This window comes from Loktanella sp. M215 (assembly GCF_021735925.1).
Taxonomy (GTDB): Bacteria; Pseudomonadota; Alphaproteobacteria; order Rhodobacterales; family Rhodobacteraceae; genus Loktanella.
This window is the reverse complement of sequence record NZ_WMEA01000001.1, coordinates 1,245,667-1,265,000: the sequence shown is the minus strand read 5'-3', so window position 1 is coordinate 1,265,000 and position 19,334 is coordinate 1,245,667. Positions and strand designations below refer to the sequence as shown.

Annotated in this window: 21 protein-coding genes (1 of these 21 running past the window's edge); 3 read left to right on the top strand and 18 right to left on the bottom strand. The window is 65.4% G+C overall.

What is annotated here, in order from left to right; all coding sequences use genetic code 11:
* Window positions 1–222, top strand: partial view of a fasciclin domain-containing protein gene (locus GLR48_RS06150; protein ID WP_237059684.1) — the end only. 270 nt of this gene lie to the left of the window's left edge; only the last 222 of its 492 coding nucleotides appear in the window; the start codon falls outside the window, past its left edge; it ends in the stop codon at window positions 220–222.
* 55 nt (window positions 223–277) lie between these two features.
* On the opposite strand, the gene GLR48_RS06145 is transcribed toward GLR48_RS06150, so the two are convergent.
* From GLR48_RS06145 to GLR48_RS06130, 4 genes are all read right to left on the bottom strand, one after another.
* On the bottom strand, window positions 278–1,540 hold the full coding sequence (locus GLR48_RS06145) for a SulP family inorganic anion transporter (protein ID WP_237059681.1): 1,263 nt from the start codon (window positions 1,538–1,540) through the stop codon (window positions 278–280).
* 103 nt (window positions 1,541–1,643) lie between these two features.
* Window positions 1,644–4,253, bottom strand: a complete 2,610-nt coding sequence (gene clpB, locus GLR48_RS06140) for an ATP-dependent chaperone ClpB (RefSeq protein ID WP_237059680.1) — start codon at window positions 4,251–4,253, stop codon at window positions 1,644–1,646.
* Between the two features lie 188 nt (window positions 4,254–4,441).
* The gene (locus GLR48_RS06135; protein WP_237059679.1) at window positions 4,442–5,230 is read right to left on the bottom strand and encodes a hypothetical protein; all 789 of its coding nucleotides are present in this window, start codon (window positions 5,228–5,230) and stop codon (window positions 4,442–4,444) included.
* A gap of 70 nt (window positions 5,231–5,300) precedes the next feature.
* Complete coding sequence (locus tag GLR48_RS06130) at window positions 5,301–6,119, bottom strand: TolB family protein (RefSeq protein ID WP_237059677.1); 819 nt, start codon at window positions 6,117–6,119, stop codon at window positions 5,301–5,303.
* A gap of 66 nt (window positions 6,120–6,185) precedes the next feature.
* On the opposite strand from GLR48_RS06130, the gene pyrF reads away from it, so the two are divergent.
* Both pyrF and GLR48_RS06120 read left to right on the top strand, forming a co-directional pair.
* The gene (gene pyrF, locus GLR48_RS06125; protein WP_237059675.1) at window positions 6,186–6,905 is read left to right on the top strand and encodes an orotidine-5'-phosphate decarboxylase; all 720 of its coding nucleotides are present in this window, start codon (window positions 6,186–6,188) and stop codon (window positions 6,903–6,905) included.
* A 104-nt stretch (window positions 6,906–7,009) separates the two neighbouring features.
* On the top strand, window positions 7,010–7,222 hold the full coding sequence (locus tag GLR48_RS06120; protein ID WP_237059674.1) for an orotidine 5'-phosphate decarboxylase: 213 nt from the start codon (window positions 7,010–7,012) through the stop codon (window positions 7,220–7,222).
* A gap of 112 nt (window positions 7,223–7,334) precedes the next feature.
* Here GLR48_RS06120 and GLR48_RS06115 read toward each other — a convergent pair whose 3' ends face one another.
* The 14 genes from GLR48_RS06115 to bchC form a co-directional block, all read right to left on the bottom strand.
* Entirely contained in the window at window positions 7,335–7,781 is a 447-nt protein-coding gene (locus GLR48_RS06115; protein WP_237059673.1) for a hypothetical protein, read from the bottom strand.
* Window positions 7,782–7,800: 19 nt separating this feature from the next.
* Complete coding sequence (locus GLR48_RS06110) at window positions 7,801–8,067, bottom strand: NfeD family protein (RefSeq protein ID WP_237059672.1); 267 nt, start codon at window positions 8,065–8,067, stop codon at window positions 7,801–7,803.
* Complete coding sequence (locus GLR48_RS06105) at window positions 8,067–8,960, bottom strand: SPFH domain-containing protein (protein WP_237059667.1); 894 nt, start codon at window positions 8,958–8,960, stop codon at window positions 8,067–8,069. Before GLR48_RS06105 ends, GLR48_RS06110 begins: the two co-directional genes overlap by 1 nt.
* 233 nt (window positions 8,961–9,193) lie before the next feature.
* On the bottom strand, window positions 9,194–11,107 hold the full coding sequence (dxs, locus tag GLR48_RS06100; protein WP_237059665.1) for a 1-deoxy-D-xylulose-5-phosphate synthase: 1,914 nt from the start codon (window positions 11,105–11,107) through the stop codon (window positions 9,194–9,196).
* Window positions 11,108–11,308: 201 nt separating this feature from the next.
* Complete coding sequence (gene pufX / locus GLR48_RS06095; protein ID WP_237059660.1) at window positions 11,309–11,545, bottom strand: RC-LH1 core complex protein PufX; 237 nt, start codon at window positions 11,543–11,545, stop codon at window positions 11,309–11,311.
* 13 nt (window positions 11,546–11,558) lie between these two features.
* Window positions 11,559–12,488, bottom strand: coding sequence for a photosynthetic reaction center subunit M (gene pufM, locus GLR48_RS06090; RefSeq protein ID WP_237059658.1), 930 nt, complete (start codon window positions 12,486–12,488; stop codon window positions 11,559–11,561).
* A gap of 13 nt (window positions 12,489–12,501) precedes the next feature.
* On the bottom strand, window positions 12,502–13,335 hold the full coding sequence (gene pufL / locus GLR48_RS06085) for a photosynthetic reaction center subunit L (protein WP_237059656.1): 834 nt from the start codon (window positions 13,333–13,335) through the stop codon (window positions 12,502–12,504).
* A gap of 140 nt (window positions 13,336–13,475) precedes the next feature.
* On the bottom strand, window positions 13,476–13,646 hold the full coding sequence (gene pufA, locus GLR48_RS06080) for a light-harvesting antenna LH1, alpha subunit (RefSeq protein WP_237059654.1): 171 nt from the start codon (window positions 13,644–13,646) through the stop codon (window positions 13,476–13,478).
* Window positions 13,647–13,661: 15 nt separating this feature from the next.
* Window positions 13,662–13,817 (bottom strand): light-harvesting antenna LH1, beta subunit, encoded by a 156-nt coding sequence (gene pufB / locus GLR48_RS06075; protein WP_072856710.1) that lies wholly within the window; start codon window positions 13,815–13,817, stop codon window positions 13,662–13,664.
* Between the two features lie 133 nt (window positions 13,818–13,950).
* Window positions 13,951–14,175: a cytochrome PufQ gene (gene pufQ, locus GLR48_RS06070; RefSeq protein WP_237059652.1), complete on the bottom strand. Its 225-nt coding sequence runs from the start codon at window positions 14,173–14,175 to the stop codon at window positions 13,951–13,953.
* Entirely contained in the window at window positions 14,172–15,629 is a 1,458-nt protein-coding gene (bchZ, locus tag GLR48_RS06065) for a chlorophyllide a reductase subunit Z (RefSeq protein WP_237059650.1), read from the bottom strand. The genes pufQ and bchZ overlap by 4 nt, the downstream gene beginning before the upstream one ends.
* A gap of 106 nt (window positions 15,630–15,735) precedes the next feature.
* Window positions 15,736–17,337: a chlorophyllide a reductase subunit Y gene (gene bchY / locus GLR48_RS06060; protein ID WP_237059648.1), complete on the bottom strand. Its 1,602-nt coding sequence runs from the start codon at window positions 17,335–17,337 to the stop codon at window positions 15,736–15,738.
* A complete protein-coding gene (locus GLR48_RS06055) occupies window positions 17,327–18,328 on the bottom strand; it encodes a chlorophyllide a reductase iron protein subunit X (RefSeq protein ID WP_237059646.1) in 1,002 nt (333 codons plus the stop codon). Before GLR48_RS06055 ends, bchY begins: the two co-directional genes overlap by 11 nt.
* Window positions 18,325–19,263, bottom strand: a complete 939-nt coding sequence (bchC, locus tag GLR48_RS06050) for a chlorophyll synthesis pathway protein BchC (RefSeq protein WP_237059645.1) — start codon at window positions 19,261–19,263, stop codon at window positions 18,325–18,327. The genes GLR48_RS06055 and bchC overlap by 4 nt, the downstream gene beginning before the upstream one ends.
* Between the last annotated feature and the right edge of the window lie 71 nt (window positions 19,264–19,334).

Here is a 19,334-nt window from a genome sequence, read left to right as displayed (position 1 = left end):
CAGCTGGCCGCCATCCTGACCTATCACGTCGTGCCGGGTGCCGTCATGGCTGCCGACCTGACCGACGGCATGACCGCGACCACGGTCGAAGGTCAGGACGTGACCTTCATGGTGGGCGACACCGTCATGGTGAACGACGCCACGGTGACGACGCCGGACATCGCCGCCTCGAACGGCGTGATCCACGTGATCGACGCCGTCATCATGCCCCCCGCCGAATAAGCCTGTTCCTTCTAAGACATCGGCCCCGGCAGAACGATCTGCCGGGGCCTTTTTCTTAACGCTCCGGCGTCTCCCAAGCCTCGGGCTCCGCATGCCGCCGCTGCAGACGCAGGGCCAGACCCAGCGCCACGCCCACGCCGATGGCCACGGTCAGGTCGGCAAACACGGTCAGCACCACGGTCAGCAGCAACAGCGCCCGGTCAGACCGCCGCGCGCCCATATAGCCGCGCCACTTGTGCGGCTCACTCATGTTCCAGGCGGTGATCAGCAGCAGCGCGGCCAGCGCCGGCATCGCAAGATAGCCCGCCACCGGCGCCGCCAGCAGCATCACGCCAAAGATCGTGACCGCATGCACCAGCCCCGCGACCGGAGTCCGCCCGCCCGCATTCACATTCGTCGCTGTCCGCGCGATGGCCCCCGTCGCCGGCAGGCCGCCGAACAGGGCCGCACCGATGTTGGCAAACCCCTGCGCGAGAATCTCGGCGTTGGGCCGGTGATGCCCCCCCATCATCCGGTCCGCCACCATGGCCGACAGCAGCGACTCAATACTGGCGAGGAATGCGATCACCAGCGCGCTTGGCAGCAGTTCGACCACGCGCGCGTAGGAGATGTCGGGGATCGCCGGCCAGGGCAGCGTCGACGGCAAGGCCCCGAACCGCCCGAAAAGCGTATCGACCGACAAACCGCCCAGCGCCACGACCGCCGACCCCAGCCCCACCGCCACGATCAGGCCCGGAAACCGCGGCGCCATCCGGCGCAGACCCACGATCAGCACCATCGTCCCCAGCCCGATCCCCAGCGCCGCCGCGTTGAAACTCGCCCGCGCGGCCCACAGCGCCTCCAGCTTGCCGACGAACTCCGCCGGGACAGGCCCCGTGGTCAGGCCGAACAGGTCCTTCAACTGGCTTGTCCCGATGATGATCGCGATGCCGATGGTGAACCCGTTGACCACCGGCTCTGGCACATAGGCCACAAGGCTGCCGGCGCGCACTAACCCCGCCGCAACCATGATCGCCCCCGCCATCAGCGTCGCAATCACCAGCCCGTCATAGCCGTGCTGTGCGATCACGCCAAAGACGACAACGATGAACGCCCCCGTCGGCCCGCCGATCTGCACCCGGCTGCCGCCCAGCAAGGATATCAGGAACCCACCGACGATCGCCGTGATCAGCCCCGTCGACGGTGGCGCGCCAGAGGCGACGGCGATCGCGATGCTCAGCGGCAGGGCGACCATCGCCACCGTCACGCCCGCGATGGCATCGCGGGCGAACTGGTGGCGGTCATAGGTCTGCAAGGTGGTCCAGAGTTTCGGCGTCATACCCGGACGATGGCACATCGCCCGGCGCGGTACATTGATGTGCGTCAGCCCATCGCTTTTTCACGCCAAAGAAAAAGGGCGGGGTTTCCCCCGCCCTCACGCCTCAATGCACCACGACGTCCTGCGGTCTGGGCCGCCCGGTGCCAGAGATACGGTCACCGACGATCAGCCCGTCGACGCCCGCACTGACCGGGACGGTATCCCCGTCGCGCACATCGCCCGCGAGGATCATCTCGGCCAGCTGATCCTGCAACGCCCGCTGGATCACCCGCTTCAGCGGCCGCGCCCCGAACACCGGGTCATAGCCTTCGTCAGCCAGCCAGTTCAGCGCGCCCTGATCCAGATCAAGGTGGATGTTCCGCCCCGCCAGCCGCTGTTCCAGCCGCTTCATCTGGATCGTAACGATCCCCGCCATGTCGCTGCGGGCCAGACGGTCAAAGATGATCGTCTCGTCCAGACGGTTCAGGAACTCGGGGCGGAAGTGCGCCCGCACCGCGTCCATCACGTCGCGCTTGGCCTGCGCAGGGTCGGCCCCGTCCGGCATCAGGCTCAGCGCCTGCGCGCCAAGGTTCGACGTCAGGATGATCAGCGTCTGCTTGAAATCAACCGTCCGCCCCTGCCCGTCCGTCAGCATGCCGTCGTCCAGCACCTGCAACAGCACATTGAAGACATCCGGGTGCGCCTTCTCGACCTCGTCGAACAGCACGACCTGATAGGGTCTGCGCCGCACGGCCTCGGTCAGCACGCCGCCCTCGTCATACCCGACATAGCCCGGAGGCGCGCCGATCAGACGCGACACGGCATGCTTCTCCATGAACTCGCTCATGTCGATCCGCACCATCGCCGAGTCGTCGTCGAAGAGATACGACGCCAGTGCCTTCGTCAGCTCTGTCTTGCCCACGCCGGTTGGCCCGAGGAACAGGAAACTGCCCAAAGGCCGCCCCTCGTCGTTCAGACCGGCCCGCGCCCGCCGCACCGCATTGGCCACAGCCCGCACCGCCTGCTTCTGGCCGATGACCCGCTTGCCAAGCTCATCCTCCATCCGCAGCAGCTTGTCGCGCTCGCCTTCCAGCATCTTGGACATCGGGATCCCGGTCCAGCGCTCGACCACTTCGGCGATCTGCTCCGGCCGCACGGCTTCCTCGACCATCAGGTCGCCTTCGTCCGCCTCGGCCAGCTGCCGCTCCAGCCCCGGGATCACGCCATAGGACAACTCTCCGGCCTTCGCCAGATTGCCTTCCCGCTTCGCGATCTCCAGCTCGGCCCGCGCGCGGTCCAGCTTTTCCTTCAGCTCGCGACCGCTTTCCAGCTTGTCGCGCTCCGCCTGCCACTGGGCCGTCATCTCGTCGGCCCGTTCCTGCAGGTTGGCCAGATCCTCTTCCAGCTTCGCCAACCGATCCTTGGAGGCTTGGTCATCCTCCTTGCGCAGCGCTTCCTGCTCGATCTGCTTTTGCATGATGTCGCGGTCCAGCGCATCCAGCGCTTCCGGCTTGCTGTCCACTTCCATCCGCAGACGGCTGGCGGCCTCGTCCATCAGGTCGATTGCCTTGTCCGGCAGGAACCGGTCGGTGATATAGCGGTGCGACAGCGTCGCCGCCGCCACCAGGGCAGAATCCGAAATCCGCACGCCATGGTGCAGCTCGTACTTTTCCTTGATGCCGCGCAGGATGCTGATCGTGTCCACCACGGTCGGTTCTTCCACCATGATCGGCTGGAACCGCCGCGCCAGCGCCGCGTCCTTTTCCACATACTTGCGGTATTCGTCCAAGGTCGTGGCACCGACACAGTGCAACTCGCCCCGCGCCAAGGCAGGCTTGATCAGGTTGGCCGCGTCCATCGCGCCATCCGCCTTGCCCGCACCGACCAGCGTGTGCATCTCGTCGATGAACAGGATGACTTCGCCCGCTGCAGCCTCGATCTCCTTCAGGATCGACTTCAGCCGCTCCTCGAATTCGCCGCGATACTTCGCACCGGCAATCAGGGCACCCATATCCAGCGCCATCAGACGCTTGTTGCGCAAGGACTCCGGCACGTCACCGTTCACGATGCGCAGCGCGAGGCCTTCCGCAATCGCGGTTTTACCGACGCCGGGTTCACCGATCAGGACCGGATTGTTCTTGGTCCGGCGGCTCAGCACCTGCATGGATCGGCGGATTTCCTCGTCGCGCCCGATGATCGGGTCGATCTTGCCTTGCCGCGCGGCCTCGGTCAGGTCGCGGGCGTATTTGTTCAGCGCGTCATAGCCGTCCTCGGCACTGGCCGAATCCGCCGTCCGCCCCTTGCGCACGTCATTGATCGCGGCATTCAGCGCCATCGGCGTCACCTTGCCAGCGTCCAGCGCATCCTTCGCCTTGGACTTCACGATCGCCAGCGCAGTCAGGATCCGCTCCACCGGGACAAAGCTGTCGCCCGCTTTCGTGGCCATCTTCTCGGCCTCGTCCAGCACCTTGGCCGTCGTGTTGTCCATATAGGTCTGCCCGGCGTCGCCGGTGACCTTGGCAATCCGCGCCACGGCCGCATCGACCGTCTCGCGCACCAGCTTGGCGTCGCCGCCACCGTGCGCGATCAGGTTCGCGGCCAGCCCTTCGCTGTCATCCATCAGCGCCTTCAACAGGTGTTCCGGCAGCAGCCGCTGGTGATTTTCGCGCATCGCGATGGTCTGTGCAGCCTGGATAAAGCCGCGCGACCGTTCCGTGAATTTTTCAAGGTTCATGTCGTCTCTCTCCTGCAAAGCACCCGAAGAATGGCTGCGCCCGCGTCGCGGCACGCCCCGGCTCGGGCCCTATGAAAAAGATGGGAGCGCCACCCCCCTGTTGCAAGTATCCCACACCTCGAAATCGGCAGCGGACATGCAAAAGGCGCGCCCCGCCGGGACGCGCCTTTTGTCGCCATGAAACTGGCTCAGTTCGTGGTCAGAGAGTTGCCATCGGCACCCGCGGGGCCGGACGGCGTCGGGAACACCGGCGCCGCACCGCCATCCGGATCGGGTCCGGATTTCGCACCGTTGTCGGGATCAACGGTCTGGTCGATCACCAGCCCGCTGTCCGTCGTCGTGCTGGCATCGGGATCGATCGCCCCGTCCGCCGCAGGCGCCGCCGTTGCCGCATCGGTCGACGACTCCGGCGCCGGCGCCGGATCGGCACGCTCGCCGGTCGGCGTCACGGTGCTGTTGGTCTCGGCGGGCGTCACGGCATTGCCGGACTGCTCGACAACCGCCGCATCCGGTGCCGGCGCCGCATCACCCACAGCATCACCATCGGTGGCCTCCTGCGTCGCCGCAGAGGAATCGAGCGGCGCCGTCTCCGTCGCCGCCGCGTCGCCCTCAGCAGGTGCAGCATCCGTCGCAGCCGCATCGCCCTCAGTAGCAGGCGCCGCATCCGTCGCAGCCGCGTCAGTCGCGGCCGGCTCCTCCAGCGCGGGTTCTTCCACCGGCGTCATCTCGGCTTCCGGGTCGGTCTGTGCCTCGGCCTCGGCTGCAGGTTCCGCGGCCGCATTCGCCTCCGCCTCTGCCGCACCCTCGGTCAGCGTATCCGCGGACACTTCCTCGGCCACCGGCCCGGGCCCAACGGCCTCTCCGGTCGAAGGCAGCGTCACGGCGATCGCCAGCGCAATCACGGCGGCCACACCGGCGCCCAGTCCCACCATCATGAAAAACGGGTTAGAGGCGAAACCGCCTGTCTTCTCTGCCACCACGAAACTCCTTGTCATCACGATCAGGGCGCACCCTTTGCAAATGACCTAGGTCCAAGGACCGCCTTGGTCAATCCGTCGCGGCATAGCGCACATAGGCAAAGGCGCTGCCATCCGGCGCCCAGCACGGCACATTGACCGTCCCCTGCCCTCCGAACAGCCTCAGAACCTCCCGGCTTTCACCCCCGTCCTGCGGCAGGATCCGCAACGCCACATCCAGATCGCGCGGGTGATACAGCGTCCCCTGCGGATAGCTCAGGTACAGCACATGCGCCCCGTCCGGGCTGGGATGCGGAAACCAGTCCACCGTGTCCGACGTCACCATCCGCTGCACGTCCGACCCGTCCCGTCGCATCCGCCAGATCTGCGCCTGCCCGCTCCGGTCCGAATTGAACCAGATCCACGCCCCATCGGCACTGTAGTCCGGCCCGTCGTTGTGGCCCTCTTCACCGGTCACACCGGTCAATTGCACCTCCTTGTCCTGCATCACGCAAATCTCGTACCGCCCGCCACGCCGCGCGCAATACGCAATCTCGCCATCTGCCGCGACGCCGTGCCAATAGGACGGCACATCCGGCACCACCTGTTCCGGCACGCCGCCCGCCACCGGCAACCGGTACAACGTCGCCAACCCCGCAACATGGTGCGACAGATAGATGAACGATCCGTCAACGCTGAATCCGTGATCGTTGTTGCAGGCATCGGCAAAGCCGGTGTCGATCTCCACCACCGGCCCACCGTCCAGCGGCACCCGGCACAACCGCCCCGCCCGGTTCACCAGCAGCCACCCCTCCGGATGCCAGTTCGGCGCCTCGATCAGATCCGCCGTCTGCCACACCACGCGCGACTCGCCCCGCGCCATGTCGTAAACCTCCAGACTGCTGCGCATCCCCACCTCCGATTGCCACCGCATCCGCTTCGGACTAGACCCGTCCAAACCGCGAAAGGAAAGCCCATGGCCCCCGCAGATGACCGCCTGATCGTCGCCCTCGACGTGCCCAACGTGATCGCGGGCCTCGACCTCGCCACGCGCCTCGGCGACAGCGTCTCCTTCTACAAGATCGGCCTCGGCATGCTGACCGGCGGCGGGCTGGCCCTGGCGAACGAGCTCAAGCATGACCACGGCAAGCGCATCTTCCTCGACATGAAGCTCTTCGACATCGGCGCCACGGTCGAGGCGGCGGTGCGCGGCTTCACCCAGTTCGACATCGACTTCCTGACGGTCCACGGCGACCCCCATGTCGTGCGCGCCGCCAAGCAAGGCGCCGCCGGATCGGACATGAAGATCCTGGCCGTCACGATCCTGACCTCGCTGGACCGCGCCGACCTCGACGCGTCCCTGATGCGCGACGGCGCCATCCCCGACCTCGTGGCCGAACGCGCCGCCCGCGCCTTCGAGGCTGGCGCCGACGGCGTCATCGCCTCTCCGCAAGAGGCCGCAGCGATCCGCGCCCTGCCCGAATCAAACGGCCGCCTGATCGTGACCCCCGGCGTGCGCCCCGACGGCGCCGCCCTGGGCGATCAAAAACGCGTCGCAACCCCGGCACAGGCGCTCTTTGACGGGGCCGATCACCTCGTCGTCGGCCGCCCCATCTGGCAGGCGGACGACCCCCGGGCCGCAGCCCTGTCGATTCGGGACCAGATTGCGTCGATCGCTCACAATCGCGGCATGTAAACCAGAAAGTTCGCTTGACTCGGAACTAAATCGCCACTGGTGCCGTTTATCACTCAATACAGCATAACGCGGCTCAGACCGCAGATGATTGAGGAGCGACCAGAATGACACAGATCAACCTTGGCGACGTTCGCTACAACGCCACCGCCGGTGCCTTCGAGGCCCGCGTCGACATCCAGCGGTCCGGCCGCACCTTCCGCTATCCCTGCATGGTGGCCGGTCCCCTCACCATGGATATGGAGCGTGTGCGCAGCGGTCTCGCCCGCCATGCCCTGCGCATGTCCGACAGCGGCGCGTCGCTGCTGTCCTCCATCTGAGTTTCAGTTCCCGAAGGCCTGTTGCCGCAATCTCTGCCTCTGTCCCTTGTTGATTGCCACATGGCGCGACCTTCCGACTGGCCCGGTGTTCCCCTCGTTCACCGGGCCATTTTTATGTCCGACGTAGCCCGTGCCACCAGCGACGGCCACCGTAGCCTGCCACCGCGACCGAAAGGCAAACGGCCATCAGGACCCAGTCAGACGCGTCATAAAGAGACATTCTTTGCATGTTCTCCAAGCCCAGCATCAGCCCGATGCCGACCGCCGTCAGGCCATTGGCGACGGATCGCGGCGAAAGGTGCGGCGAAAGACATGCGCCTAGACCCGCAGCAAGCGCGAACGTCAGGATCAACCATATCTTCTCCAGCCAACCATTTACTCTAGCGAACGCCTTTAATGTACCGTCTTGGAAAACAGACGGCCCTGACGCGTCGCCCGTCATGATTTCGATCGCGATTTTATTTGAAAGAGCAGACGCCTGTTCGCGCAGCGGTGTCGTCGCAACGAAGACGAGGTACAGCGCCAGTATCGGCGCAAGGCACAACAGGATCAGGCGCATACCGCCCAATTCCGTCCGCTCAGTCATTGATATCGCGATCCCAGACCTTCGGCTTTTCGCCCGGCAACCCGAAGACCCGGCGCATCGCCAGATAGGCCACCAGCGACAGCGCGGCAAAGATCACGAGGATCAGCGGCAGCGACCCGATCGGCACGATCAGCAGGATCAGCGCCAGAACCGCCGCGCCCACGGCGAATCCCAGAAAGATATAGCCGGGCACGATCACCTCCAGCGTGGCCAGCGCCAGCGCCGCCGACAGCCAGACCCACCAGACCGAAGCCAGCATCACGGCTTGCCCCGCAACATGCGGAACGCATTGCCAAAGGCCTCGACGGCGTCCGCCGGCAGGATCACGGTCTGTTGCCCCGCGCCCTGCGCAATCTTGGAAATCGCCTCGACCTGCTTCAGCGCCACCTGATACTGCGCCGCCTCCAGACCGTTTTCCGCAATCGCGACCGCCACGACCTGCGTGGCATAGGCTTCCGCATCGGCCAGCACGCGCCGCGCCTTGGCCTCCTGCTCGGCGGAATACAGATCCGCATCCGCCTGCAACTCGACCGACCGCTTGCGGCCCTCGGCCTCGGTCACCTGTGCGCGCCGCGCGCGTTCGGCGTTCAGCTGCTGCAGCATCGCCGCCCGCGTCGCCGCATCAAGGTTCACATCCAGAATCTCGGCCCGCGTCACCTCAATCCCCCAGTCATCGACCTGCTCGGCCAGCTGATCGCGCACCGCGGCGATCACGCTCGACCGGTTCGACTGCACCTGATCCAGCTCCATGCGCCCCACCTCGGACCGCACGATCCCCGCCACGGTGGTCGAGATCGCACCATCCACGTCGCGGATGCGGTAAACCGTCTTCTCCGGCTCGATGATGCGATAAAATACGCTCGTCTCGACCTGCACCAGCACGTTGTCGGTGGTGATCGCGTCCTGCTTCATGGTCGGCAACTGCCGCTCCAGAATACTGACCTTGTGCCGCACCTTGTCCAGAAACGGCACGATAAAGTTGATGCCCGGCCCCAGCACCGTGCGCAGGCGCCCCAGCCGTTCGACGACGTATTTCTCGGACTGCGGCACGATCCGCACACCCGCAAAGACGCAGACGATGATGAACAGCGCCAGCAGCAGCAGGACAAGGTTCTGTCCCAGAAAATCGCTCAGTTGAATTTGCGGGTCCATCGCCGACACTCCTCGGATTGCTGCCGATCAGCTAAGGCCGCCTCGCTGCGGTTGCAATGAAAACCGGCACCGCCTCGCCCGCCCTCGCTTTTTCCCGGAAATACTCCCGCCGGAGGCTCCGCCCCCTCACCCTGCGCACGCGGCCTTCATCTTATCCTAACCTGTTGATTAGGCTGACTTCCATTTTACATAATATGTCTCGCATGCGAAACATTTGCAGTCTGTAATGTAATTCAGGCCAGCCCCATCACCGGCTTCATCCGCAGCCCCGCCGCCTCCAGCGCAGTCGCCGCGATATCCACCGCCGTCAGCCCGGCCTCGGCGTACATCGCCGCAGGGTCCGCCTGATCGATGAACCGGTCCGGCAGGGTCATGGTCCGCACCTGACACCGCCCGTCCAGCAACCCGTCGTTCGCCAGATCGTGCAGCACCATCGCACCGAAGCCGCCCCGCGATCCCTGCTCCACGCAGATCAGCGCCTTGTGGTGGCGCAGCAGCTGCCGGATCAGATCGCGGTCCAGCGGCTTGGCAAAGCGCGCATCCGCCAGCGTCGGCGTCACCCCCTGCGCCGTCATCAGCGCACAGGCCTTCCGGCATTCGCCCAAGTGCGCCCCGAAGGACAGGATCGCCACGTCGGACCCCTGCACCAGCACGCGACCCTTACCGATCTCGATCACCTGACCGCGCTCGGGCAGCGTCATGCCCTCGCCAGACCCGCGCGGATAGCGGAACGCGATCGGACCCGCATCGTGCTGCGCCGCGGTGCGGACCATATGCTGCAACTCGGCCTCGTCCCCCGCCGCCATGACGACCATATTCGGCAGGGCGCACAGAAAGCCGACATCGAAGGCCCCCGCATGGGTCGCGCCGTCCTGTCCCACCAGCCCCGCCCGGTCGATGGCAAAGCGGACGGGCAGGTTCTGCAAGGCCACGTCATGGACGATCTGATCGTAACCCCGCTGCAGGAAGGTGGAATAGATCGCCGCAAAGGGGCGCAAACCGCTGGCCGCCATGCCTGCGGCGAAGGTCACGCCATGCTGCTCGGCGATGCCGACGTCGAACACTCGCTTCGGAAACCGCTTTTGCAGTATGTCGACCCCGGTGCCGCCCGGCATCGCCGCCGTCACCGCGACGATCTTCGGGTCGCGCTCGGCCTCGGCCAGCAGCGCCTCTCCGAACACCTGGGTATAGCTTTTCGGCGCCGGCTTGCCCTTGGCCTGCACGCCCGTCGCGGGATTGAACTTGCCCACACCGTGGCCCTTGTCGGCGGCCGTCTCGGCGGGGGCATAGCCCTTGCCCTTGACCGTACAGACATGGATCAGCACCGGCCCCGTCGCCCGCGTCCGCGCCGTGCGCAGCACCGGCAAAAGCTGGCTCAGATCATGTCCGTCGATGGGCCCGATATAGGAAAAGCCAAGGCTCTCGAACAGCGTCCCCTGCCCGCCGCTTGCCGCACCCGTCACCAACTGCCGCGCGCGGCGCGCGTGATCGCGCAGCGGACCGGGCAAGGCGGCCTCGAACCCTTCGGCCATCCGGTGCATCTCGCCCAAAGGCGAGGCGTAGAGGCCGGAGAGATATTTCGACATCGCGCCCACCGGGGGAGCAATCGACATCTCGTTGTCGTTCAGGATCACGAACAGGCGGCGCCCCTCGGCGCCCGCGTTGTTCATCGCCTCGTAGGCCATGCCGGCACTGATTGCGCCGTCGCCGATCACGGCAATCGCGTCGCCGGTATCCATCCCCATGTCGCGCCCCACGGTGAACCCGAGGGCCGCTGAAATCGAGGTCGATGAATGTGCCGCACCGAAGGGATCGAAGACGCTCTCCGACCGCTTGGTAAAGCCGGACAACCCGCCCTCTTGCCGCAGGGTGTGCATCCGGTCCCGCCTGCCGGTCAGGATCTTGTGCGGATAGCACTGGTGACCCACGTCCCAGACCAGCTTGTCACGCGGCGTGTCGAACACCGCGTGGATCGCGACCGCCAGTTCCACCACACCCAGTGACGATCCCAGATGCCCGCCAGTCACACTGACGGACTCGATCACCTGATTGCGGACGTCACGCGCGACACCGGCCAAGGCTGCGTCGGACATCTGCCGCAAACTTGCGGCCTCGGTCACAAGGTCCAGATGAGGGGTCTTGGTCATGGCAGGCCTCCGGTCAAAAATGAAAATGGCGTCGCAAAGGGGATCAGCCCTGTGCGACGCCAGCCCTGTAGCCAACAGGAAGGGAACGGGGCGCGTCTGCCGGGAAGCGTGACACCCCATGACGGACCCCCGGGAAGAGGCGGTCCGACGGCGAAGGATCCGGCAGCAACGTCGCGTCGCAGCCGAACCCAAACCCGCGCCTTAGACCAGAACTGTCGGTCCGGCAGGGATCTGAAGTGACGACAGCGGCGTCGGATCGGGCTGCTGTCGGCTTTCCTCTGGCAGGGCGCGGCCGATGAAGGCGATCACGGCGATCGTCAGCCACAGGCCGATCACGAAGATGGCGGCGTAGCCTGCGCCCTTCAGCATCAGCAGCGTGACGTCGCCGGTCAGGCGGGCCTTGTCGCTGGCGCCGAGGATATTTGTCTTGTCGGACATGTCAGTCTCTCCCTCAGTTCAGGATCGGGGCATAGCCGTGGACCTGCGCCCAGGCATACCAGTTGTCGACGACCGTGCCCGTCAGCAGGATACCGATACCGCCACACAGCGGGGTCAGCACCGCGAACCACCACGCCCAGCGGTGGATGCCTTCCATCGTGGCGTTAAAGCCCATGGTCCAGCGCCAGAACAGGGCGGCGCGTTCTGTGGCCGTGCCGCGGTCGACGATCTGCTCGAGCTCTCGGTCGCCACCAAAGCGGCTGACAGCCAGGATGGTGCCGCCGTGCATGGCGAAGAGCAGGGCCGAACCGTAGAGGAACGCGATGGAGAGCGCATGGAACGGGTTGTAGAACAGGTTGCCGTAGGTGATCGAGAACAGGTTCGTCCAGTCGAGGTGCGGGAAGATGCCGTAGGGCACAGCCTCTGACCACGACCCCATCAAAATCGGCCGGATCAGGCCGAGGACGAAGATTAGCCACAGCAGAGAGGCGAAGGCCCAGCTGACGTGATGCCCCATGCCCAGCGCCGTGGCGCGGGTATAGGTGCGGATCCACCAGCTGCAGCAGCCGACGAGGAAGAAGAAGCTGGCGATCAGCCACCAGCCGCCTTCGTCCAGCGGCGCAAAGCCCAACCCGTATTCCGGGCTTGGCGGATCGAGCGAGAGCCACGCCAGATCCCGCAGGAAGATCGCGGGGTTGTAGGCCGACTGCGCCCAGAAGCTCATCCCGATGATGAAGAACCACGTGGCAAAGCCCACGACCGCGACCAGCCCGTAGGGTCCAAGGTGGACCGGCCCGACCTGCGCGTTGCCGATGATGCCCGCAAGCTTCGAGAAGGTCGCCTTTTTGGTGCGTTCGAAGTTCGTGGTCGGATCGGCAGAGACCCCCAATTCGACGGGACCCTGAACCTGAACCTGCGTAAAGATGTTTTGATATTCAGCCATTTTCCATACCTCCTTACAGGTTCACCCACCAGGGCAGCTCGTAGTACCAGTCCCACCAGACGATCCATTCCTGGAACCAGATGGTGCCGGAAATCACGATGCAGACCGCCGACCAGAACCCGGCCATCAGCGCCAGAAACAGGCCCAGACGGTGAATGCCGAGCGGCCCGATCGAATAGCCGATCAGATCGCGGAAATAGGTGTCTTCGTGGTCGGGCGTCTTGACCTCGTCGCCCTTGCGCGCCGGGTTCATCGCCGACAGGATCAGCGATCCGTGCAACGCCAGCGCCAGTGCCGTGATCCAGAAGAAGCTGATCGCGATCATGTGGGCGGGGTTGTAGTGGAAGTTGCCGTAGGCGTAGCCGGTGTTGTTCACCCAGTCGAGGTGACTGAAGATGCCGTAGGGAAATGCATATCCCCAAGCCCCCATCAGGACCGGCCGGATCACGACCAGCGTCACATAGGCAAAGATCGCGACGCCAAAGGCGAAAGGCACGTGATAGCCGATGCCCAGCTTGCGACAGATCTCGACCTCTCGCATCATCCAGCTGACGAAGCTGCCGATCGCGCAGATGGTGATGATCTGCCACAGACCGCCTTCCAGCAGGGGTGCGGCGCCAAGGCCCACCTCCAACGATGGCGGATCGATCGAGATCAGCCAGGGGTTCCATGTCGGACCCTGACTGGCGCCGTAAAAGATCAGGATTGTGCCGAGAACGGCAAAAAAGAACGTCGTGACCCCGAAGAAGCCGACGTAGAACGGCCCCACCCAGAAGTCGAACAGATCGCCGCCGACAAGCGTCCCGCCGCGGACCCGGTATTTTCTCTCGAAGCTGAGCTGTGCCATCTTCCCCTCATTCCATCAATGGACAGGCCGAGGCCCTGTCCGGCCCCCCCGGTTGCGGGCGGTCTGTCGTCCCTGTTATCTTGGTCTGCCGCGGCCGGGCTCCCCACCCGCCCGCAGCAATGGTGCGTGACGCAACTGCGTTACTGGACGGCCGCCACTTCGGGGCCGAAGGCGCGGTTGAACCAGTTCGTCTCGGGGTTCGAGAGCAGAACAAGGTGGATCATCACCGCCAGAAGGAACAGGAAGACGCCCTGTGCCACGAAAACGCGGCGCGGGTCGAAAACCAGCCAGATCTTGTAGAACTGTGCCATTGTGTTGTTCCTTCCTTACCAGCTGAACCAGGGCAGTTTGATGTAGGTCAGGATATGAGCGACCACGGCCACAGCCGTGAAAATCGCGAAACCGCTCATGTAGACCGAGTGCAATTCCTGCGCCTGCTCGTCCGTCAGACCCGTGAAAGACAGGTCACTTCTATCAGCCATCTTTTGTCTCCAAATATGAACTGACACCGCGCACCCCCCGCGGCCGGGTATTGACGGGGGCTCCTCCCCCGCCTGGTCTTCGCCGCCCGTTGGGACAGGCGAAATCGTATCCCCCTTTGACGGGGGAATGGGTTCACGCGCTGAAGATGTGCGGCGTGATGATGCGGGCCTGGGACCACGCGCTGGCGATGGGGCCCTTCTCGGGCAGCTCCATCCGGCGGGCCGCCTTCAGCGCCCAGGTCAGCAGGGACAACGGGATCGTCGCTGCGAAGATCAGCGCGAAATAGGCGTAATACTCGCGCCGGGGTGCTGCCGTGTTGCGGCGCAGGATCGGTGCGTCGGTGGTGAAATCGCTCATGATCGTCCTCCTGTCGATGTTTCGAGTGTCGCGACGGTGGCGAGGGCCACCCGGTCGCATCCGGCATCGCGCGCCGCTTTTTCGGCGGCGTCGCGCAGGGATTTCGCCGCAGAGATGCGGGTCAGGATCGGGTGTGTCGCCACGATCCGGTCAAGGGCGGCCTGCGCATCCGCATCCCACGGCAGTTGCCGCAGATTGGTGGGCGTGGCCTCTGCGCGGTCCATTTCGCTGCCCAGCGGCAGGATGTGGAACAGCGCGTCGAACAACCCGTTGCAGACCTCCTGCAGCAGGTAGGTCGCACCGGCGTAGCCCATGAAGGGCGTGCCGGTATGCCTGCGGATCGCGGCACCGGGGAAACTTGCGGGGATGAAGGCGGGCGCGGGTCCGAAGCCTGCCTTCATCTCGGCCATGTACATCTTTTCGTTGATCGACCCCATGACGATCAGCGGCTTCCTGGTGTGCATCAGGTGACGCACCTCGTCGTTGTTGGTCTTCTTGCCGCGGGTGCGGGCGACGGCAAAGGCGCAGGGAAAGCCCAGATCGCCTTCAAGGTACTTGCGGATGCCGCGGGTGTAGGTCTCGTTCGCGACGACGGCGAATTCGCAGGTCGCAAAGAAGTCCTGCGTGACCGACCGCCACAGGTCCCAGACCGGCTTCAGCGTCGAATGCTTCTCTTTCTCGATGAACGGCTCCGGGTCCAGCCCGAGCAATTCACCCAAGCTGCGCAGGAACAGCGTCGTCTGCTCGATCCCGATGGGCGCCTGCAGATAGGGCTTGCCCAGCACCTCGCACAGGCCCCGCCCGAATTCGCGGTACATGCAGACGTTGACGTCGGCATTCACCAGATTGCGCATCTCGGCCAGATGGGCGCCCAGCGGCATGACCATGTTGACCTCTGCGCCGATCCCCTCGACCAGACGCCGGATCTCGTGCAGATCCGATGGCATGTTGAACGTGCCATACATCGGCCCGAGAATGTTGACGCGGGGCGCTGCCCCCTCCTCACGCTTCTTCTCCGGCGGCATCCGCCCCTTGGTCTGCCCGAACTCGGTGAACAGCCAGGTCATCGCGCGGTCAGCGGACTCCCACTGATCCTCGTCGATGGTGCGCGGCAGGAACCGCTGGATGTTCGTGCCCTGCGGCGTGACCCCGCCACCGATCATCTCGGCAATCGATCCTGTCACGACGACGGCGGGCAGCGCCGGGTCCAGCACATCCCAGGCCCGCTTCATCGCAGCCTCGGTGCCCTCACCCATCTCGGTCTCGCCCAGACCGGTCACCACGATCGGCAATTCATGCGGCGGCAACCCGTCGGTGTAATGCAACACAGAGGTCACGGGCAGGTTTTCGCATCCCACAGGACCGTCGATGACGACCTGCAATCCCTTGACGGCACAGAAGGCATAGACCGCCCCCCAATACCCGCCGGCACGGTCATGATCTGTCACCAGCATGGGGTTACCCCCTTCTTCTGGTCGAAAATACTTCGGGGTCCGGGGCAGAGCCCCGAAAGGGGTGGGCGGGCGGGGCCCGCCGCCCCCACAAAAATCAGTGCAACGGTCATATCATCTGCTCCGCCGCAGCCGCACGCGCCTGCTTGTCCAGCTTCTTCTGGTGCTGCGCCCGGAAATCGGGCCGCAGATTGGGCGACCCTTCCCAGATGCCGGCGGTATCGCCAGTCCCGACGCCCTCGAAGAAGCCGCGCATCTTGTCCATGCGTCCCTTGCCCCCCATCGCGGCGGTGACGACCTGTTGCAGGCTGCCCGCACCCGCAGGTCCCATCAGGGGCCGGGCGGAGATCAGGTTCGTGAAATAAAGCGCCGGAATCCCCAGCTCCTTGCCACGCTGCACGACAGGCGTCGTGCCGATGGCGAGGTCCGGACGGACACCCTCCATGACGGCCAGATCGTCCTCCAGCGACGCGCGGAATTTCACCGTCACGCCCTTCGCCCGCAGCCAGTCGGCATCGACGGCGGACCAAGGCGTCCTGGGCAGGGCGGTGCCGACGTAGGGCACATGCGCACCGCTTTCGATCAGAAGACGGGCGACCAGCAGTTCGGAGCCTTCGTAGCCGGACACGGTGATCGTCCCCTTGACCTGCGCGCCCATCAGAGCGCCCTTGATCGCGGGCAGGAAGGCGTTCTGTGCGGCGGCGATCTGCGCCGGCGCGACATTATAAGCGTCGCCGATCGCGGCCAGCCAGGCGGCGGTGCCGTCATGGCCGACGGGAGCGGAGCCTATGACCGTCCGGCCTGCGGCCTGAAACTCGCGGACTGCGGCGGTATAGAACGGATGGATTGCAGCCACGACGCCGCAGTCGAGGGCGGCATAAAGCTCGCGCCATTCGCGGGTCGGGACCGTGGGTCCGGCGGCGAGGCCCATGGGGGCCAGCATCGCGCCGATCATCATCGGATCGGCGGGGAACATCTCGCCCAGCAAAGCAACGCTTGGGCGGTCCTCGGCGGCGCGGGCGGGGCGGGCGACGGGGCCGGCCTCAGCCTCGGTCCGGGCATAGTTCAGCATGGCGCCGGCGAGGACATCCTTCGCCTCGGCGTGGGTCGGGATGCCGAAGCCGGGCACGTCGATGCCGATGATCCGCACGCCGTTGATTTCCTTCGGCAACAGCCGCAGCGGCACGCCAGAGGCTGTCGGCACGCAGAGGTTCGTGACCACGATGGCGTCATAGCGTTCCGGGTCCGCCATCTCGTGAACGCTTTCGCGGATATCCTCGAAAAGCTTGCCGGTGACGAGGGATTCGGAATTGAAGGGCACGTAGCCGACGGAGCGGCGTGCGCCGTAGAAATGCGACACGAAGGTCAGGCCGTAGACGCAGCAGGCCGAGCCGGACAGCACCGTCGCCACCCGCTTCATCCGCAGGCCGACGCGCAGGGACCCGAAGGCGGGGCACATGGATTGCGGCTGGTCGTGGGGGCCTTTGGGGTAGTCTTTCGCGAATTGGTCCAACAGATCGGACTGGCCGGCAGCGCGGGCAGCGGAGTCCAGTTCGGATTTCGAGGAACAGAGGCCGGCGGTGGCTGGGGGCTCTGCCCCCGTCGCTGAAGCGACTCCCCCGAAGTATTTTTCACCAGAAGAAGCAGGGGAGGCGGTGACCAGCACCGTGCCGTCCGTGTCCTTGCTGACGTGGAAGCCTTCACGCGTCATCGTAGATGACCTCCAGGCTCGCTTTCGGTGTGCCGTGCTTGCCGCGCATGTCCAGATCTGTGGCCGGGACAAGTTTGTAGTCGCCGCCGGTGTCCTTGGCGTCGAAAAGGCCCAGCAGACCATCCTGATCCAGTGGTGTCGGGCGGACGGGCGGGGCGATGCCCACGGCCTCGGCCAGACCTTCGAACATCGGACCCCATTGCGATTCGTGGGTGCCGACGATCTGGTAGTTCGCGGATTTCTTACGCAGGTCGTCGTTCTGCGGAATGGCGGCGAGGACGGGGATCTTGACCGCTGCGGCAAAGGCCTGCGCTTCGCCCGTGCCGTCGTCCTTGTTGATGACCAGCCCTGCCACGCCGACGTTGCCGCCCATCTTGCGGAAGTATTCCACCGCAGAGCAGACGTTGTTGGCGACGTAGAGGGATTGCAGGTCGTTGGAGGCGACGAGGATGACCTTTTGCGCCATGTCGCGGGCGATCGGCAGGCCGAAGCCGCCGCAGACCACGTCGCCGAGGAAATCGAGCAGGACGTAGTCGAAGTCCCAGTCATGAAAGCCCAGCTTCTCCAGCAGCTCAAACCCGTGGATGATGCCGCGGCCGCCGCAGCCGCGACCGACCTCTGGCCCGCCGAGTTCCATCGCAAAGACGCCGCCGCGTTTGAAGCAGACATCGCCGATGGCGACTTCTTCGCCGGCCAGTTTTTTCTTGGAGGAGGTCTCGATGATCGTGGGGCAAGCCTTGCCGCCGAAGAGCAGGGACGTGGTGTCGGATTTGGGGTCGCAGCCGATCAGCAGCACGCGCTTGCCCATCTCGGCCATCATGTGGCTGAGGTTGGCGAGGGTGAAGGACTTGCCGATGCCGCCCTTGCCGTAGATTGCGATGATCTGCGTCTTGGAGGTGGGGGCGCCCTGCGGGACTTCGAGTGTGGGGGCCGCAGCCTCCTCGCGGAGGGCCTTGTCGTAGTCGCGCAGGTTCGGGACTTCGTCTTTCATGCGGCATTCCAATCGAGGATCATTTTAAGGCAGGATGTGTCGGTAAAGGCGGTGCGATAGGCGGCGGGCGCCTGCGTCGCGGGCATAGTGTGGGTGATGAGGTCGGAAAGGATCAGGTCGCCGGATTCCACCAGCGCGCGGGTGGCGATCATGTCGGCGGGTTGCCATTCGGCGCTGATGCGCAGGCGCGCTTCTTTCATGAAGGCGGGCGGGAAGGCGAAACTGAGTGCTTCGGTGTAGAAGCCGGCGAGCACGATCTCTCCACCGCGGGCGAGGCGCCCGATCAGGTCGGGCAGCAGGGCGGATTGGCCGGACACGTCGTAGATCGACTGGTAGTCGCGGCGCGGGTCCGTGGCGGGGTCGATGACTTGGTAATGCGTAGCACCTGTGCGGCGCGCAGGGTCGATTTCCCAGACGGTGGGTGCGGGTGCGCCGGACAGGACGGTCAGGCGGGCCAGCAGGCGACCGAGCGTGCCGTGGCCGACGATCAGGTCGGGGACGGCCTTGCCGGGGCCTGCCATCGCGTGGCGGGCGGTCGCGGCGAGCGCCAGAAGCGCGCCGGCGGCACCCAGGCCCTGATCGATTCGCGTCACACGGGAGGCGGCGGTCGTGACGGTCTGTGCTGCGGCCCCGAAGAGGCCGAAGGCGCCGTCGTAGCAGTTGGCCCCGGGGACGAAGACATGGGTGCCGACGGGGATGTCGGCGTCGGGACCGGCCTCGACCACCTCGCCCGCGGCCTCGTAGCCGGGGACAAGCGGGAAGCCCATGCCGGGGAACGGCGGCATCGTGCCGGTGTAGAAGAGCTTTTCAGTGCCGGTCGAAATGCCGGAGTGGCGGATCTGCACGACGACATCGGCGGCGCCGGGGGCGTGCAGGCCGACCTGTTCCAGCGTCAGCTGACCGGGAGCCTGCAGAAGGACGGCTGTCGTGTGCATGGTGCGATCCTCCTCCTGAGGACGTGGAGTGCGATGTGTCGCGTCCCGGTAACATCAACTTTAGCGAGACG

Coding starts and splice junctions, on each gene's coding strand:
- GLR48_RS06145 (WP_237059681.1), bottom strand. CDS start 1,540: ATGACGCCGAAACTCTGGACCACCTTGCAGACCTATGACCGCCACCAG.
- clpB (WP_237059680.1), bottom strand. CDS start 4,253: ATGAACCTTGAAAAATTCACGGAACGGTCGCGCGGCTTTATCCAGGCT.
- GLR48_RS06130 (WP_237059677.1), bottom strand. CDS start 6,119: ATGCGCAGCAGTCTGGAGGTTTACGACATGGCGCGGGGCGAGTCGCGC.
- pyrF (WP_237059675.1), top strand. CDS start 6,186: ATGGCCCCCGCAGATGACCGCCTGATCGTCGCCCTCGACGTGCCCAAC.
- GLR48_RS06120 (WP_237059674.1), top strand. CDS start 7,010: ATGACACAGATCAACCTTGGCGACGTTCGCTACAACGCCACCGCCGGT.
- GLR48_RS06115 (WP_237059673.1), bottom strand. CDS start 7,781: ATGCGCCTGATCCTGTTGTGCCTTGCGCCGATACTGGCGCTGTACCTC.
- GLR48_RS06110 (WP_237059672.1), bottom strand. CDS start 8,067: ATGCTGGCTTCGGTCTGGTGGGTCTGGCTGTCGGCGGCGCTGGCGCTG.
- GLR48_RS06105 (WP_237059667.1), bottom strand. CDS start 8,960: ATGGACCCGCAAATTCAACTGAGCGATTTTCTGGGACAGAACCTTGTC.
- dxs (WP_237059665.1), bottom strand. CDS start 11,107: ATGACCAAGACCCCTCATCTGGACCTTGTGACCGAGGCCGCAAGTTTG.
- pufX (WP_237059660.1), bottom strand. CDS start 11,545: ATGTCCGACAAGACAAATATCCTCGGCGCCAGCGACAAGGCCCGCCTG.
- pufM (WP_237059658.1), bottom strand. CDS start 12,488: ATGGCTGAATATCAAAACATCTTTACGCAGGTTCAGGTTCAGGGTCCC.
- pufL (WP_237059656.1), bottom strand. CDS start 13,335: ATGGCACAGCTCAGCTTCGAGAGAAAATACCGGGTCCGCGGCGGGACG.
- pufA (WP_237059654.1), bottom strand. CDS start 13,646: ATGGCACAGTTCTACAAGATCTGGCTGGTTTTCGACCCGCGCCGCGTT.
- pufB (WP_072856710.1), bottom strand. CDS start 13,817: ATGGCTGATAGAAGTGACCTGTCTTTCACGGGTCTGACGGACGAGCAG.
- pufQ (WP_237059652.1), bottom strand. CDS start 14,175: ATGAGCGATTTCACCACCGACGCACCGATCCTGCGCCGCAACACGGCA.
- bchZ (WP_237059650.1), bottom strand. CDS start 15,629: ATGCTGGTGACAGATCATGACCGTGCCGGCGGGTATTGGGGGGCGGTC.
- bchY (WP_237059648.1), bottom strand. CDS start 17,337: ATGACGCGTGAAGGCTTCCACGTCAGCAAGGACACGGACGGCACGGTG.
- GLR48_RS06055 (WP_237059646.1), bottom strand. CDS start 18,328: ATGAAAGACGAAGTCCCGAACCTGCGCGACTACGACAAGGCCCTCCGC.
- bchC (WP_237059645.1), bottom strand. CDS start 19,263: ATGCACACGACAGCCGTCCTTCTGCAGGCTCCCGGTCAGCTGACGCTG.